At 58.1% G+C, this 15,724-nt stretch carries 17 protein-coding genes; 3 read left to right on the top strand and 14 right to left on the bottom strand.

The window, feature by feature from the left end:
- Window positions 1-82: 82 nt before the first annotated feature.
- The 9 genes from WG622_RS07725 to WG622_RS07685 form a co-directional block, all read right to left on the bottom strand.
- The gene (locus tag WG622_RS07725) at window positions 83-403 is read right to left on the bottom strand and encodes an ArsR/SmtB family transcription factor (protein ID WP_339403260.1); all 321 of its coding nucleotides are present in this window, start codon (window positions 401-403) and stop codon (window positions 83-85) included.
- 87 nt (window positions 404-490) lie between these two features.
- Entirely contained in the window at window positions 491-1,720 is a 1,230-nt protein-coding gene (locus WG622_RS07720; protein ID WP_339403066.1) for a mandelate racemase/muconate lactonizing enzyme family protein, read from the bottom strand.
- Between the two features lie 56 nt (window positions 1,721-1,776).
- On the bottom strand, window positions 1,777-2,862 hold the full coding sequence (locus WG622_RS07715; RefSeq protein ID WP_339403065.1) for a Zn-dependent alcohol dehydrogenase: 1,086 nt from the start codon (window positions 2,860-2,862) through the stop codon (window positions 1,777-1,779).
- Between the two features lie 75 nt (window positions 2,863-2,937).
- Window positions 2,938-4,155, bottom strand: coding sequence for a TCR/Tet family MFS transporter (locus WG622_RS07710; RefSeq protein WP_339403064.1), 1,218 nt, complete (start codon window positions 4,153-4,155; stop codon window positions 2,938-2,940).
- A gap of 91 nt (window positions 4,156-4,246) precedes the next feature.
- Window positions 4,247-5,050 (bottom strand): alpha/beta fold hydrolase, encoded by an 804-nt coding sequence (locus WG622_RS07705; protein ID WP_339403063.1) that lies wholly within the window; start codon window positions 5,048-5,050, stop codon window positions 4,247-4,249.
- Window positions 5,051-6,238 (bottom strand): endonuclease/exonuclease/phosphatase family protein, encoded by a 1,188-nt coding sequence (locus tag WG622_RS07700; RefSeq protein WP_339403062.1) that lies wholly within the window; start codon window positions 6,236-6,238, stop codon window positions 5,051-5,053.
- 5 nt (window positions 6,239-6,243) lie between these two features.
- Complete coding sequence (locus WG622_RS07695) at window positions 6,244-7,215, bottom strand: threonine ammonia-lyase (RefSeq protein WP_339403061.1); 972 nt, start codon at window positions 7,213-7,215, stop codon at window positions 6,244-6,246.
- Entirely contained in the window at window positions 7,212-8,039 is an 828-nt protein-coding gene (locus WG622_RS07690; RefSeq protein WP_339403059.1) for an alpha/beta fold hydrolase, read from the bottom strand. The genes WG622_RS07695 and WG622_RS07690 overlap by 4 nt, the downstream gene beginning before the upstream one ends.
- Window positions 8,039-8,722, bottom strand: coding sequence for a haloacid dehalogenase type II (locus tag WG622_RS07685; RefSeq protein ID WP_339403058.1), 684 nt, complete (start codon window positions 8,720-8,722; stop codon window positions 8,039-8,041). The genes WG622_RS07690 and WG622_RS07685 overlap by 1 nt, the downstream gene beginning before the upstream one ends.
- 137 nt (window positions 8,723-8,859) lie before the next feature.
- Between WG622_RS07685 and WG622_RS07680 the strand changes: the two genes are divergently transcribed.
- Window positions 8,860-9,345 carry an FKBP-type peptidyl-prolyl cis-trans isomerase gene (locus WG622_RS07680; protein ID WP_339403057.1) on the top strand — a complete coding sequence of 162 codons (486 nt, stop codon included), beginning with the start codon at window positions 8,860-8,862 and terminating at the stop codon, window positions 9,343-9,345.
- A gap of 69 nt (window positions 9,346-9,414) precedes the next feature.
- Here the strand turns inward: WG622_RS07680 and WG622_RS07675 are convergent, their stop codons facing one another.
- Genes WG622_RS07675 through fabA form a run of 3 tightly spaced genes read right to left on the bottom strand, consistent with a single transcriptional unit; the run spans window position 9,415 to window position 12,020 of the window.
- Complete coding sequence (locus WG622_RS07675) at window positions 9,415-10,206, bottom strand: enoyl-ACP reductase FabI (protein ID WP_339403056.1); 792 nt, start codon at window positions 10,204-10,206, stop codon at window positions 9,415-9,417.
- 42 nt (window positions 10,207-10,248) lie between these two features.
- Window positions 10,249-11,478 carry a beta-ketoacyl-ACP synthase I gene (gene fabB, locus WG622_RS07670; protein ID WP_339403055.1) on the bottom strand — a complete coding sequence of 410 codons (1,230 nt, stop codon included), beginning with the start codon at window positions 11,476-11,478 and terminating at the stop codon, window positions 10,249-10,251.
- Window positions 11,479-11,510: 32 nt separating this feature from the next.
- Entirely contained in the window at window positions 11,511-12,020 is a 510-nt protein-coding gene (fabA, locus tag WG622_RS07665) for a bifunctional 3-hydroxydecanoyl-ACP dehydratase/trans-2-decenoyl-ACP isomerase (RefSeq protein WP_209358244.1), read from the bottom strand.
- A 172-nt stretch (window positions 12,021-12,192) separates the two neighbouring features.
- On the opposite strand from fabA, the gene irr reads away from it, so the two are divergent.
- Window positions 12,193-12,609 (top strand): Fur family transcriptional regulator Irr, encoded by a 417-nt coding sequence (gene irr / locus WG622_RS07660; protein WP_209358245.1) that lies wholly within the window; start codon window positions 12,193-12,195, stop codon window positions 12,607-12,609.
- Window positions 12,610-12,644: 35 nt separating this feature from the next.
- On the opposite strand, the gene WG622_RS07655 is transcribed toward irr, so the two are convergent.
- A complete protein-coding gene (locus tag WG622_RS07655; protein ID WP_339403054.1) occupies window positions 12,645-13,382 on the bottom strand; it encodes a class I SAM-dependent methyltransferase in 738 nt (245 codons plus the stop codon).
- A 20-nt stretch (window positions 13,383-13,402) separates the two neighbouring features.
- Window positions 13,403-14,272: a hypothetical protein gene (locus WG622_RS07650; protein ID WP_339403053.1), complete on the bottom strand. Its 870-nt coding sequence runs from the start codon at window positions 14,270-14,272 to the stop codon at window positions 13,403-13,405.
- Window positions 14,273-14,377: 105 nt separating this feature from the next.
- On the opposite strand from WG622_RS07650, the gene miaB reads away from it, so the two are divergent.
- Window positions 14,378-15,700, top strand: coding sequence for a tRNA (N6-isopentenyl adenosine(37)-C2)-methylthiotransferase MiaB (miaB, locus tag WG622_RS07645; protein WP_339403052.1), 1,323 nt, complete (start codon window positions 14,378-14,380; stop codon window positions 15,698-15,700).
- Window positions 15,701-15,724 lie beyond the last annotated feature (24 nt).

Genomic DNA, 15,724 nt, shown 5'->3' with positions numbered 1-15,724 from the left:
AAGCGAGAATTTAAGGAACGCTAGGGCGCTGAGGTGCACAAGGCAAGGTCAAGAAAAGGCGAGCATAAAGCGCGGTGCGCTCTTACTCTTTTGAGGGATCTTCACGCGTGGCGTCCGTGGCGCAAAACCGTTCATAGAGAACGCCGATAATCTGGGCGACGGTCTGATCTGCGACAGAGTAATAAACGGTCTTTCCGTTGCGGCGGGTCTCAACCATCTCTTCTTCGCGTAAGCGCGCAAGCATTTGACTGACCGCAGCCTGACGCGCATCCAATAGAATTTCCAACTCGCTGACGGATTTTTCGCCTGTCGAGAGATGGCAAAGGATTTTCAATCGACCTTCATGCGCAAAGCTTTTCAGGAAGCGCGCCGCAGCGGCTGCGCTTTCTTCAAAAGACGTCATAGAGTCGGCGGAGTTTTGGATATTCACGGCTAAATCCTAAAACAATTGACCCAGCCTAGCATAGAAACCGCCATTTTGCGAAGTCACTTATTCAAGAGGTGGCGCGCCACCAGCAAAAGAGTTGCCATTCACATAGTCGCAAGGATCGTCCTGCATGTTCAGATGTAGGTCGTGGCCGGTGAAAGGATGCGCGCGGGCAAGGTCTTCGTCGACTTCGATGCCAAGGCCGGGTTCGGTGGGCGCGTGGACAAAGCCGTCTTCGACGCGAATGCCGCCTTTGATCAGATTCTTGTGGAAAGGTGTTTCGATGGTTTCGACCATCAGAATATTAGGGATCGAGATGCCGAAATGGATGTTGGCGGCCCATTCCACCGGACCCGCATAAAGATGCGGGGCCATCTGCGCGTTGTGGACTTCGGCGAGGGCTGCGATCTTTTTGGCCTCCCATATGCCACCGACGCGACCCAGCGCGGGTTGCAGGATCGTAGCGGCACCCAGGCGCAGGACTTCGGCGAATTCGGCCTTGGTCGTCAGACGCTCGCCGGTGGCCGCGGGCACGCGCACGGCTTGCGCGACTTTCGCCATTTCTGGTGCATTGTCTGGCGGAATCGGTTCCTCAAACCAGAGCGGGCTGTATTTTTCCAAGGCCTGACCAAGCCGGATCGCGCCAGCCGTCGTGAATTGCCCGTGGGTTCCGAACAATAGGTCCGCTTCATCGCCCACTGCGCCACGAATGGCTTGGCACATGGCCTCAGACATAGTGATGTCACGCATCGCCGGCATATGGCCGCCGCGCATTGTGTAAGGACCCGCTGGGTCAAATTTCATCGCCGTATAGCCTTGGGCCAAAAGATCAGCCGCCGCTTCGGCATGCATGGCGGGCGATGTCCAAAAGGCGTTTTTGTCATGTTCGGGCAGGGGGTAGAGGTAGGTATAGGCCCGCAGCCTTTCATTCATCTTCCCGCCTAAAAGCGCATAGACAGGGCGGCCGCGATCTTTGCCCAAAATGTCCCAGCAGGCGATCTCTAACCCGGAAAACGCGCCCATCACGGTCAGGTCCGGACGCTGCGTGAAGCCAGAGGAATAGACCTTACGGAACATCAATTCGATGTCCTCGGGGTTCTCGCCCTGCATATGCCGCTCAAAGACATCGCGGATCACATGGGTCATCGCCTCGGGGCCCACCGAGGCCGCATAGCATTCGCCCCAGCCAACAAGGCCCGTGTCGGTGCGCAGTTTGACCAATATCCAGTAGCGGCCACCCCAACCTGGCGCAGGGGGGCTTGTGACGATGACATCCAGATCAATCAGACGCATGAGGCTCTCCTTTGGATGTGAGCTTGCGACGAAGTCTTCGCGGGCGCAAGCGCGCCTTAGAACACGATGACGTTGCGCTTGGCTGTGCCGGTTTTTGTGTCGGCGATGGCTTCGTTGATTTGATCGAGCGTCCATGTGCCAGACACCAGCTCGTCCAGCTTCAAACGGCCCTGTTCATAGAGGTCCGCCATCCACGGGATGTCGCGCGGTACAACCACGTCACCCATTTTCGAGCCGATCATGCTCTGCCCTACGGCGGCGAAATTCGCAGCCTCATAGGTGGACACCGCGCCCGTGTGAGGCATGCCGACCATGATCATCTTGCCTCCATAGGCGAGGTAATTTGGCGCGGCGTCATAGGCAGGGGCGGCCCCCACAGTGACAAGTACCGCATCTGCCCCTCGTCCTCCGAGGGCCTCTTTGGCGGCGCGCCAGGGTTTGTCTTCCGTGGCGAGCACACCGTGGGTTGCGCCAAATTCCTTCGCGATTTCAAGCTTGTCTTCGCTCATATCCACGGCGACGATCCGGCGAGCCCCCGCGATACGCGCGCCTTGGATGGCGTTCAGGCCGACACCACCCGCGCCAATGACCACGACGTCCTGACCGGCACGCAATTGCGCCGCATTCACCACAGCGCCTACGCCGGTGATGACGCCGCAAGCCAAGAGGCTCGCGCAGGTCGAGGACATATCCTCTGGGATCTCGGCGATTTGGCTTTGGTCAACGACGACCTTCTCGGCGAAGGCTCCACAAGCCATAGCTTGGTGCAACTTGCTGCCGTCGGGCATGGTCAGTGGCCCTTTGTCTCCGTCATAGGCGGTTTGACAGATCGTCGGCGTTCCGGCCGCGCAGGCTGGGCAGGTGCCACAGGCGCGAATGAGGGTCACAACCACTTTGTCGCCCACCTGATGACCTGTCACATTGTCCCCCATCGCGGTAATGACACCCGCCGCCTCATGGCCATAGACCGCAGGCAAAGACCCGCCCCATGCGCCATCGGCATAGGAGATATCCGAGTGGCAAATCGCGACGGCAGCGAGGGTCACCTCGACCTCGCCAGAAATCGGCGCGCGCAGCTCGACGTCTTCGATAGAGAGGGGTTTGCCAAATTCGTGGCAGACAGCAGCTTTGACTAGGGCCATGTCGGTATTCCTTGTTAACTCGCACCAGCTTGGTGAGTTAACGCTAGCAGCTGACCGCCCGATTGCGACAAAGTTTTATGCGTTTTGTGTCGCTTGTGATGCACTACGCCACGTAAAGATCACGATGGCGATGCCCATCAGGACCGCTGCCAGCAGAAAGGATGCGCCGGGCAAGTAGATCGGGGCTGACTCGCGCGTGAAAAAGGCGAAGGTTTGGTTCATTACCAAGGGCGAAATCACCATGCCAATGGCCGCCACAGAGGTAAGCACACCTTGCAGTTCTCCTTGTGCGTCGTCAGGGACCACACGGGACATGATGCCTTGCAGGGCGGGTAGGCCTATAGAGGCGAGGGCTGCGATCGGCGTGAAGGCGAGGATCAACATGCCGCTGGGCACCAAGCCAATGAAAAGCATGGCGAAAATTTCGAGACCGAGACCGAAAATCACCGTGCCGCGATAGCCGAAGCGATTGATCAAAGGCTGCACCAAAAGAGCTTGGCTGGCAGCGTAGAAAATCCCGAACACGGCCAGAGATATCCCGATCATGCTGACGCTCCAGCCAAAGGCTTCGGCGGTGAAATAGCTCCAGATCGCGGGGTACACATAGGCCGAGACCTGATAGAAGAAAAACACCAAAAGAAGCGCGCCAAGGTTTGGGAGCTTGGACACGGCGGCAAAGGCACCTAGCGGGTTCGCGCGTTTCCAGCGGAAAGGACGGCGGATCTCGTCTGTGACGGTTTCTTTCAGGACGAAATAGCCAAGGATCACATTCGCGCCGGCAAGGGCTGCGGCCGCAAAGAACGGCGCGCGGGTGCCAAATTCCGCAAGCATACCCCCAAGCGCTGGGCCAAGGACGAAACCAATGCCAAAACCGGCACCAATCAGGCCAAAGTTCTTGGCCTTTTGATCCGGCGTTGAGATGTCCGCCATATAGGCGCTGGCGGTGGAATGCGTCGCGGCGGTGATTCCTCCGACGATCCGGCCTGCCAGCAAAAGCCAGATGCTGCCCGCCAGAGCCATGACGATGTAATCAAGCGCCATGACGGTCAGGGAAATCAGCAGGACGGGTCTGCGGCCATAGCGGTCAGACAGGTTGCCAAGGAAGGGGCCAAACAGGAATTGCATCGCCGCAAAGGACGCAGCCAGAATGCCACCCCAGATCGCCGCATCAGAGATGCCGACGCCCTGAACCTCTTGGATCAGATCAGGCATTACAGGCATGATCAGACCGATGCCCATGGCATCAATCACAACAGTCATAACGATGAAGATGATCGGCAATCTTGATGACATAACGGTCCCCAAACCCTCTTAGGGGTCAGAGATAAGGGATTTAAATGCAAAATCAAACTGATCAGTTCAGTTTCGGTGATTTGCCGTCGGGTCAAATTTCCGCGTCTTGGGCTATGTGGCCGATATCTTTGAGGAATTGCACCAAGGACATCGCAAAAGAAATCGGCTGATCCACGGGCGAAAGATGCCCGGATTTGCGAATGATTTCGACTTTTGAGCCCGGAATAAGCTCTACGGTCTCTCGGGTCATGTCGGGCGGGATGATCTTGTCCTCTAAGCTGGCGAGCCCCAAGGTCGGCAGGCGCAGACCGCTTGTCGGCGTGTAAAAATCAGTGGTTTTCACCGCCTCCATATAGCCGATCACCACCTCATCCGGCAGGCTCGCGAGGCTTTTGCGCCAAGGCTCGGTCTTGCCGGTCAGATGCCAGTCTTTAGTGAACCACGCCTCAATCGTGCGGCTTGTCATGCCGCCGGTGCCTTTAGCGCGCACCTCTTCGATTTGCTTGTCCCATTGGCTGGCAATCCCAACCCGCGCCGAGGTGTTCGCCAGCACCAGGCCACGCACGATATCCAGCCGCTTCACAGCCAACCCCTGCGCCACCATGCCGCCAATCGACAGGCCGACGACAACCGCATCGCGGACCTCAAGCTGATCCAGAACCCGTTCCACATCGCGCACCAGACTGCCCATCTTATAAGCACCCTCAGGCGCCGTGCTATCGCGATGCCCACGCATATCTGGGCGTATGATCCTAAGACCCGGAGGCAGGTGCTCGATCATATCCTCCCAAAGATGCGCGCCCGTCCCGAGTGCATGCAACAGCACCAAAGGCGCGCCGTCGCGCGGGCCTTCATCGATCACGTTAAGGCTATGAGTGCCGAGGTCGATCTTCATTCATTTCAATCGCATATGGGCCATGATCTGCCCGTGATCAGAGGCCAGTTTGTTATAGGGCGCTTCGGGGTGGCTGCCGTCGGTGAGATGGTCGTTAAAGACGCTAAAGTACTCCATATCGCCGATCCGGTCGGGATTGTCAGGGTTGAAATGTCGCGACAGGTAAATCTGGTCAATGCTTTCATGCACGCCGCCGAAGGCGGTCGTATAGACCACATCGCGCAGGCTCTTGCGCAGGAAGAGGTTCTCGGCGGAGACAAGCTGCATTTTCAGCAAAGCCGCGCGGATCTGGTGGTCCTCGGCCTCGCTGTAGCGATCGCGCGGCGTTTCAGCGTCGTGGCGCAGCATCCAGGCGTAGTTTTTGAATGGTGTCTCGCCCGAGATGATTTCCGAGCTGACCGCGTTTTCGCCATCGTTGAAATCGCCGGTGACGGCGACGGGGTTACCGGCCTCAAGTTCCCTAACGATCTCGCGGCGCAGAACCCAAGCCTCTGCCATGCGGCGGACGGCGGCGCGTAGGGATCCAAGGGCACGGCCAATTGGATCATATTGAGTGAGGTCCGCCTCCGGGGCAGGGCCTCCGTGATCGGGCCGGGGGAACTCGCCGAGCTTGGACTTCAGGTGGCAGTTGAAAAGCGTCACCACGTGATCGCCCACAGGCACGCGCACTTTGAGGATCGGGCGGGAGAGACGGGTGATCCGGATCGACCCGCCGTCGCCTCCGGTCAGATCCTGCATGGGAATGTCGAGCGGCTCGGGTAGGTCCTGAGTGACCTCTGGGTCTCCGACAAACCCAAACCGGCTGAGGACCGCGACGCCCGGGCGGCGATTGCCGGGTTCGCCTGTGTCATTCACGTTCTTTGCAAAGGCGATGTGGCCTGTGTCATAGGGGTCAAACCCCAGTTTTTTAAAGATCGTCTTGCGGTGATAGCGTTTGTCGCGGCTGGGGATCACGGCGGCATTGAGTGCGGCGCCACGCTCGTTGGTTTCCTCGATCACATGGCGCAGCGCGTCTTCTTCAAAGATTTCTTGAAAGCCGATGATATCGGAATCCATCGACAGGATCTGATCCGCCATCCAATCGACTTTCCACGCATGTTCCTCGGGTGTGTAGGACTGGAAGCGATAATACTCCTGATCCGCTCCGATCAGGTTTTTGACATTAAAAGACGCAAGCGTGAAATGCATGGGATCTATCCGTAGGTCTGAAGGACGTGGGCAAAGAGCGCTGGGTCGACGTTGCCGCCGGTGGTGACGGCGATGGTGGCGTCCATAGTGAGCGCGTCGCCATGAAAGAGAGCCGCCGCAAGCGACACCGCGCCGCCGGGTTCCAGCACCACTTTGAGGCGGTTGAAGGCCAACGCCATGGCGCGCTTGGCCTCTTCATCAGAGACCGCGATGCCTTGGCCTGCGAGGCGGTGGAGGATGGGGAAGGTCATCTCGCCGGGGGCTGGCGTGAGGATTGCGTCACAGAGGCCTTTTGCCGGGCTATTGTGGGCCGTGATCGTACCGGTTTCGAGCGAGATGCGTACGTCGTCAAACCCTTGTGGCTCACAGGTGCGTACTTTCATCTTTGGCGCTTTGGCTTCTAGCGCCAAGGAAATTCCCGCAGACAAGCCACCGCCGCCTGTACAGATCAAAACCTCTGCCGCATCAATGCCGACCTCCGCCGCTTGTTCGGCAATCTCAAGGCCTGTGGTGCCTTGGCCCGCGATGACCTGAGCGTCGTCATAGGGGCGGATTAGGATCATGCCAGCTTTGGTGTAAGCCTCCGCAGCTTCTTCGCGGCTTTCGCCCCCTGCGCGGTCATAGAGCACGACGTCGGCCCCCAAAGCACGGGTGTTGTCGATTTTAATCTGTGGCGCATCGGCAGGCATAACGATCACGGCTTTGACGCCATGGGCCGATGCCGCAGATGCCACTCCCTGCGCGTGATTGCCTGAAGAAAACGCGATTACGCCCTGTTTTCTCTGTGCGTCGCTGAGTGCTGAGACCGCAGACCATCCGCCGCGAAACTTAAACGACCCGGTGTGCTGCAGGTTTTCAGGTTTCACGAAAGCACGCCGTCCGGCGATCTCGTCCAAAAACGGAGACGATAGAAGCGGTGTGCGTCTTGCATGTCCCCTGAGCCGCTCGGCGGCGGCTTCGATCATGTCTATGTTCATGTGAGCCTCGCAATCCACGCACGCAGGGTGTCCAACGCTTCGGGTTCATCTAGGAAGGGGATGTGACCGCGGTCCGCGACGGTGACGGCCAGAGCATCGGGCAGTTCCTTTTGCATGCGCTCAAAGGCGGTCGCGGACAAAAGGTCGGAGTTCGCGCCTCGGATCAGGGCCACAGGGAGATGAGCGAAGGCTTTAAAAAAGGGCCAAAGGTCCGGCACGGCTTGCAGGCTTGCGGCCTCGACCGCGTCCCGCAGTTTGGGGTCGTAGGTGTTGATCAGGCCGTTCGGTGTCTGGTGATGCTGTTTCTCGACTTCTTCGCGCCAGCGGCTGTCGGGCACATTGGCAAACCCTGCCATGACGCTGGACCGGACCGCAGCTGCTTCAGCGTAGGTTTTCCACACGGGCGGACGCCCCAGATAGCCCATGATGGCCGACAGACCCGCTGTGTCCAGTTCCGGCCCGATATCGTTCATCGCAACGCCGATCAGACGATCCATACACATTGCGCCCAGCGTCATCGCAATTAGCCCGCCGCGCGAAGTGCCCAGAATGGCGAACCTCTCGAGACCCAGATGGTCCATCAATTCAATCGCGTCTTGGGCTTCGCGCAAGACGGAATAGGTGGTGAAATCCTCGACCCAATCGGATTTGCCGCGCCCGCGATAATCCATCTTGATCAGCCGCGCGCCGGGGAGATGGCCGTCGATATAGCTGAAATCGGTGGAATTACGGGTTAGGCCTGAGAGGCAAAGGACGGGGACCTCTTTGGTGCCCTCATCGGTATAAAAAATCGTGACCCCGTCAGAGGTTTGAAAATTGGCCATCAGGCCCTCGCTAAATCTGGAATTGTGGTGAGGTCAGACAGAACATGATGCGGGGTCCATGGCAAGCGGTCCATCGGCTCGCCTGCGCGGTTGACCCAAGCCGTTGTGAACCCAAAACCAGCGGCCCCTGCGGCGTCCCAGCCGTTTGAGGACACAAAGAGCACTGCGTCTCGGGCGCATCCAAAGCGGTTTGTCACCAGCTCATAGACCGAGGCGTCTGGTTTGAAGATACCCACGCTCTCCACGCTGAGCACATCGTCTAGCACATCGCCGATCCCAGCGCTGTCGACCGCGCCTGCGAGCATATCAGGCGAGCCATTGGACAGGATCGCCGTCTCAAACCCCTGATCTTTCAGGGTTTTCAGCATCTCTGGCACCTCTGGATAAGCCGACAGCTCCCAATAAAGCTGCAAAAGCCGTTCGCGCAGCGCGGGCTCAGCGAGGCCAGAGGCCTCCAGCGCCCAGTCCAAGCCCTCTTGGGTGACTTGCCAGAAATCCGTATGGGCGCCTGTGACGGCACGCAGCCAGGTGTATTGCAGCTGTTTCAAGCGCCAGTCATTCGCGACCTTGGGCCAATGGGTGGCAAATGCTTCGCGCCCCGGTTCTTGCGCCGCTTCGCGAGCGGCAGCGGCGACGTCAAACAGCGTGCCATAGGCGTCAAAAACGCAAGCTTTGATAGGCATAGGTGATCCTCCGTTGCGGCCAGAATGATCCCTTGCGACGTGAAGTCAATGCAGCGCGATTTGCATCAATGCATTTTTCCCGATAGGGGAGGCGCGTCAGAGGTCACTGGGGCGTCTGAGAACAGATTGGACAGACCATGAGTGATGCAAAACAACTCGCCAAAGCGGGCGACAACGTACAGATCCACTACACCGGCACGCTGGATGACGGCAGCACCTTTGACAGCAGCGAGGGCCGCGATCCGCTGGCGTTCACTTTGGGGTCTGGTCAGGTCATCAAGGGTTTTGATGACGGTGTGACCGGCATGAGCGTGGGCGAAGAGAAAACCATCCACATCCCATGCGAAGACGCTTATGGCCCGATCAACCCAGCCATGATGCAGGATGTGCCGCGTGAGCAGATCCCGGACGAGATCCCTCTGGAGCTGGGCATGATGCTACAGATGCAGGGGCAGGCGGGTGACGTGATCCCTGTAACGGTTGTGAATATCACCGACGAAACCGTTACGCTGGACGCAAACCACATGCTGGCGGGCAAGGATCTGACTTTTGCGTTGAAACTGGTGAGCATCGGCGCACCGGTTGCAGCGGGTGGCGAAGAGAAAAGCTGCGGCTGCTGCTAAGTCTTTCGATCAGAATAGAAAAAGCCGGGTGTGATGCCCGGCTTTTTGCTTTTCAGATGTCTATAAAACCTAGAGGTTTTCCGGCTGCGGCATCCCCAGCACGTGATAGCCGCCATCCACGCGGATGATCTCGCCTGTGGTGCAGGCTCCGGCTTCGGACGCGAGATACACAGCCGTGCCGCCAACCGCTTCAAGCGTCGCATTGGCACGCATCGGCGCGTTGGATTCGGTCTGACGGAAGGTCTTGCGTGCCCCGCCAATCGCAGCGCCCGCCAGCGTTTTCATCGGACCCGGAGAAATCGCGTTCACACGGATACCTTCTGGGCCAAGGTCGTTTGCCAGATAGCGCGTTGCAGCCTCAAGCGCGGCTTTTGCCACGCCCATGACGTTGTAGAAGGGCGTCACACGATTAGAGCCCTGATAGGTCAGGGTTAGGATCGTGCCGCCTTGCTCCTTCATCAAAGGATGCGCGCGGCGGGCGACCTCGATCAGGCTGTAGGCCGAGATGTCCATGGAGTTCTTGAAGTTCGCGCGAGAGGTGTCCAGGAACCGGCCTGTCAGCTCGTTCTTGTCAGAATAGGCAATAGCGTGAACGACGAAGTCGATGTTGTCCCAGCGCTGGCCCAGCTGATCAAACGCTGCATCCAAGGACGCATCGTCCGTCACATCCACATCGACCATGAAATCGCTACCAAGGCTTTCCGCCAGAGGCGCAAGACGTTTGCCAAAGGCCTCGCCTTGATAGGTGAAGGCCAGCTCTGCTCCGGCCCCATGCATGGCTTTTGCAATGCCCCAAGCGATCGAGCGATCGTTTGCGACGCCCATAATCAGGCCGCGTTTTCCTTTGAGCAGGTCAGACATATCTTTCGTCCCTTAAAGTTGTCTTGTTGCTAAATCAGTGGGTTAGCCGGTGTATTTCGACATGATCATCGACCCGTTGGTGCCGCCAAAGCCAAAGCTGTTGGTCATCACGCTATCAAGCCCTGCGTTTTCCACGAGGCTCGTGGCGATTTCGCCTTCGTTGATGCCGTCGGCCAGGGTTTCAACGTTGATTGATGGGGTGATGAAGTCATTGTCCAGCATCAAGAGGCAGAAGATCGCCTCCATCGCGCCAGCCGCGCCCTGACCATGGCCGGTCATGGATTTGGTCGAGCTGATCGGAGGCACATTACCCTCGCCGAATACACGGCGGACCGCTTCGACTTCGCCGACGTCGCCGACAGGGGTCGAGGTGCCGTGGGCGTTGATATAGCTGACTTTGCGACCCTCAGGCAGAGTCTGCAGCGCCAAACGCATCGCGCGCTCGCCGCCTTCGCCAGACGGGGCGACCATGTCGTGGCCGTCGGAAGTTGCTGCGAAGCCCGTGACTTCGGCGTAGATTTTCGCACCGCGTGCCAGAGCGTGGTCGAGATCTTCAAGCACCACAATGCCGCCACCACCGGTGATGACAAAACCGTCGCGGTCTTGGTCAAATGCGCGGGACGCTTTGGTCGGATCATCGTTTTTCTTGCTGGACATCGCGCCCATGGCGTCAAAGAGGCATGACAGGGTCCAGTCCAGTTCCTCACCGCCGCCCGCGAACATGACGTCTTGTTTGCCCATCATGATCTGCTCTGCGGCATTGCCAATGCAGTGCAGGGATGTCGAGCAGGCCGAGGTGATCGAATAGTTGATACCTTTGATCTTAAAGGCCGTCGCGAGGTTCGCCGAAATGGTCGAGCTCATGCATTTTGGCACGGCAAATGGCCCGATCCGCTTTGTCGCGCCGGTCTTTGCCACGGTTTGGTGCGCGGTCAGCATGGCCGAGGTGGATGGACCACCGGAGCCCGCCACCAAACCCGTGCGTTCGTTAACAACCTGATCTTCCGAAAGCCCCGCATCCGCGATGGCTTGGCTCATCGCGATATGGGCATAGGCCGCGCCGGGCCCCATAAACCGCAGGGTGCGTTTGTCGACATGTTCGCTGACGTCGATTTTCAGCGTGCCCGCCACCTGAGAGCGGAACCCGTGTTCCACCATCTCGGGGCTGGCTTCGATGCCGGATTTACCTGCCTTGAGGCTGGCGATGACTTCTTCTGCGTTATTGCCGATTGAGCTGACGATGCCCAAACCAGTGACGACGACTCGACGCATATGCGTACTCCTGAATTTGTGCCGGGGTGGGCTTAGCTTTCGGACAGGGCGACTTTCATACCTGTGACTTGGTAGATAACCTCTCCGTCGGCCTCTACAATACCATCAGCGACGCCCATTGTCAGACGGCGGGTTTGCACGGCTTTGGTGAAATCCACCTTATAGGTCAGCATTTTGCGATCCGGGCGCACCATGCCGGTCAGTTTTACTTCGCCAACACCCAGCGCATAGCCGCGTCCTTGCCAGCCGCGCCAGCCTAGGTTGAAACCGGTCAGCTGCCAGAGGCCATCCAGGCCTAGACAGCCCGGCATGATCGGGTTGCCGGGGAAGTGGCAGTCAAAGAACCAGAGGTCCGGCGTGATGTCGAATTCAGCCACCACATGGCCTTTGCCATGTAGGCCGCCATCACCGGAAATATCCGTGATCCGATCCATCATCAGCATCGGAGGAGCAGGCAGTTGGGCGTTCCCTTCGCCGAATAATTCGCCGCGGGCGCATTTAAGGAGGTCCTCTTTGTCAAAGCTGCTTGGATAATCGGCCATAGAGGCATGCCCCTTTCTTGTCATTCTGTGTCTTCATTTCCGTCTAGCACTGCATGCCATGGGGCTGCAAGGTGACACTGAGGCCGCAGCGCCTGTCTTTGCGACGCATTTTCAATTGAAAGGGGCGTCAGCGGGGCTTATATTGGCCAAGAACCAGATGGCAGGCATTGTGATGACACCAACCGCGATCAAGAATGGAACCAAATGGCTGGCGAGCGCCGATGTGCGCCCGACGCGCCAACGCGTTGCGCTTGCGTCTTTACTGGTGGGTGACGGAATGGATCGCCATGTCACTGCCGAGAGCCTGTTTGACGATGCCCGTGGCGTCGGTGAAAGCGTGTCTTTGGCGACGGTCTACAACACTCTGCGCGCCTTTTGTGATGCTGGTTTGATGCAGGAAATTACGGTGGATGGCTCTAAAAGCTATTTTGACACCAATATTTCCGACCACCCGCACTTCTTCTGGGAAGATGATCGTGTGTTGACCGATGCGCCTGCAGAGCAGCTTAAGATCGTCCAACTGCCAGAAGCACCTGCGGGTGCCGAGATTTCTAAGGTCGACGTCGTGGTGCGTCTGCGCCGTAAGTAGTCTGACATTCAGAAAATTTAGCGATCGGGGCGACGTCAGTCGTTCCAACGTTGCACGTAGTCGGTCTGATACGCCCGCTTGGCACGTTTTGGCGTCAGGGGCTTGCGCACCACGTAGTGAATGATCAAAGGCGCTCCGGCGGGCAGCTCTCCTTGAACGCGCGGGCGGCGTCCGGTTTGCGTCGGGTCGCTGACGCGGGCGGTCTGATTTGCAAGGGCGGGGCGGAGCGGTTGCAGTAGAACGTCCAAAACCTCATAGCCGCGCGCGTTTTGCCAATAGCCAAAGATCATTTCGGGGCAGATCTGATAAAACCCGTGATTTATCCAGTTATTGCAAGGGGATTGCCCGATCAGAACCCCTCCGGGTTTTAGCGCTTTGTCGATATTTTTATAGGCTGTGGGAAGGTCAAAAATATGCTCGCACGTGCCCCCGTCATAGATCACGTCAAACTGCGCCTCTAGCTCTTTGGGCAGTTTTTGGGACAGGTCACAGACGATGGATGCCTTCTCAAAATCGGAATAATCGATCGAGTCGACCTGCGAAAACCCAAGTTGATGAAACAGGGCTTCGGAATAGGCATCGTCTGCATTGTGCAGTTGATCCTCGGTCACGCCGGGCAAGTGCTCTTCGAGTGCCTTGGACAGTAATTTTGCCGAGGCTCCTCGGCGCGAACCGACCCATGTTTGACGCCCGAGCATCGCAAAACGTCCAGTGAGGTCGTGGGTTTTCACCGTCTCAATAAGGCGGGCAACGAGCGTGTCTGGAAGCGCCATTTACGCAGCACCGAAAGGGGTTAGAACCACTGACCCGGCTCCATCAACCCGAGGTCCATTAACTGACGAGAGTGCCATTCAAACGGCACCGAATTGTGCCACTTGAAGCTCTTGATGTCATAGGTCGAGCCCGCGTTGGTCTTGAGCGCCTTAGCCGCGCGGAAGGAACAGACCGAGGCGGTCAGATTGCTGTGCCATGCGCAGCTGTAGGTGTTCATTTCCTCGTCGGAAAACGTGAAATCCGGACGCAGGTAAACGCCTGGTGTGGCTCGAAAAATCGAAATTCTGTCGATCTTGCGTTTGGCCTTTGGAATATGCTCTTCAAACCGCCAGCGCAGCCCGCCGTAGAAATCCAGCTGCCGCTCTTTGGGATGATTGTGGTTCTCTGGATCAGGCCGCGCCAAAGCGTAGTAGCCAGCCTTGTCCATCATCGCCCCTTCGATGGTCACCGCGTCGCGATGCTGGTGCAGGTTTTCCGCATAGAGGTCGACCACATAGGTCAACATTGCCGAGCGGCGCTCTTCGGCGTGAAAGGCCAGCATTTCGCCAATGCTGCGCGTCTCGCAGAACGGAAACAGCAAGTATTCAGCGTTGAAGCAGTAGTAGAGCCACTGGTCCGTGCAGGCCTCTGCGACCTCATTGACCGCGGAGATCATGTCAGGGCCGCTCGCGGTCTCCATATCGATGCGGATGACCATCTCGGCGACATCATGCGCTAGCTTAAAACCGCTGGGCATAAAGGCCAGCACTTGCTTGAACCCAATGTCCTTGTGGTGGCGCAGGGTGGTGTCCAGCTCCACATCGTCTTCGGCAAAGATCAGGGCAAGCGGGCCTTTGGCGACAAGACCCGCGTCGGATTTCAATAGCTCGGCAAAACTCGTGAACTGCATCGGTGCCTACTTTTGATTTTTGCTGAAAGTGATCGAAATCGCCTCTTATTGCAAGCGTCACGCATCGTGGTATAGGGAGGCGCTCTGGATTTTAGAGGTAAGATCATGGCCGACCCCAAGAAGCTCTTTATCAAGACCTATGGCTGTCAGATGAATGTCTATGACAGTGAACGAATGGCCGAGGCTATGGGTGGGGCAGGCTATGTCACGACGGAAACGCCGGATGACGCGGATATGATCCTGCTGAACACTTGCCACATCCGCGAAAAAGCCGCCGAGAAGGTCTATTCCGAATTGGGCCGCTTTAAGGGTCTGAAGGCAGAAAAGCCGGACCTGAAGATTGGCGTCGCAGGCTGTGTCGCGCAGGCCGAGGGCGAAGAGATCATGCGTCGTCAGCCTTTGGTGGATCTGGTCGTGGGGCCTCAGGCCTATCACCGCCTGCCAGAGATGGAAGAGAAGGCGCGTGGCGGGGCGAAGGCGCTCGATACGGATTTCCCTGAAGAGGATAAGTTTGAGAAGCTGAAAGGCCGCGGCAAAGCCAAACGCGCGCCGGCGGCGTTCTTAACCGTGCAAGAAGGCTGCGATAAATTCTGTGCGTTTTGTGTGGTGCCATATACCCGAGGTGCGGAAGTCAGCCGTCCCGCCGAACGGGTCCTGAACGAAGCGCGCGATCTGGTCGAGCGCGGCGTGCGCGAGATCACCCTCTTGGGTCAGAACGTAAACGCCTATCATGGCGACGGTCCCAAGGGCGGTACGTGGTCTCTGGCCGATCTGATCTGGGAGCTCGACAAGGTCGACGGTTTGGAACGCATCCGCTTTACCACCAGCCACCCCAATGACATGCAGGACGATCTGATCGCAGCCCATGGCGAATGCAGCAAGCTGATGCCGTATCTGCACCTGCCGGTACAATCAGGCAGCGACAAGATCCTCAAACGCATGAACCGCAGCCACACCGCCGAAAGCTATCTGCGCCTGATCGAGCGCATCCGCGCGGCGCGTCCGGATATCCTGATCTCTGGCGATTTCATTGTCGGCTTCCCTGAAGAAACCGAAGAAGACTTCCAGGACACGATGGCCCTGATCGAAGAGGTCAAATACGGCCAGGCGTTTTCGTTCAAATATTCCACCCGCCCCGGCACGCCTGCAGCGGAACGTCCGCTGGTGGATGATGCAGAGGCCTCAGACCGCCTCTACCGCCTCCAAGCCCTGATCACCCAGCAACAGCAAGAGATCCAGCAGTCCATGGTGGGCCGCGAGGTCTCTGTCATGTTTGAACGCAAAGGTCGGCTTGAGGGTCAGATGGTCGGCAAGTCCGAATATCTGCACGCCGTGCACGTGGCGAATGCAGATGTGAATGTCGGCGATATCCGCGCTGTGAGAATCGTTGAAAGTAGCGCAAATTCGCTGGGTGGCGTCCTCGTTTGAGGTAACAAAAGTTAACCTTTCAGC

This window comes from Cognatishimia coralii (assembly GCF_037478305.1).
GTDB lineage: Bacteria > Pseudomonadota > Alphaproteobacteria > Rhodobacterales > Rhodobacteraceae > Cognatishimia > Cognatishimia coralii.
Note: the sequence above shows the minus strand (reverse complement) of the source record. Positions and strands in the feature narration are given on the sequence as shown.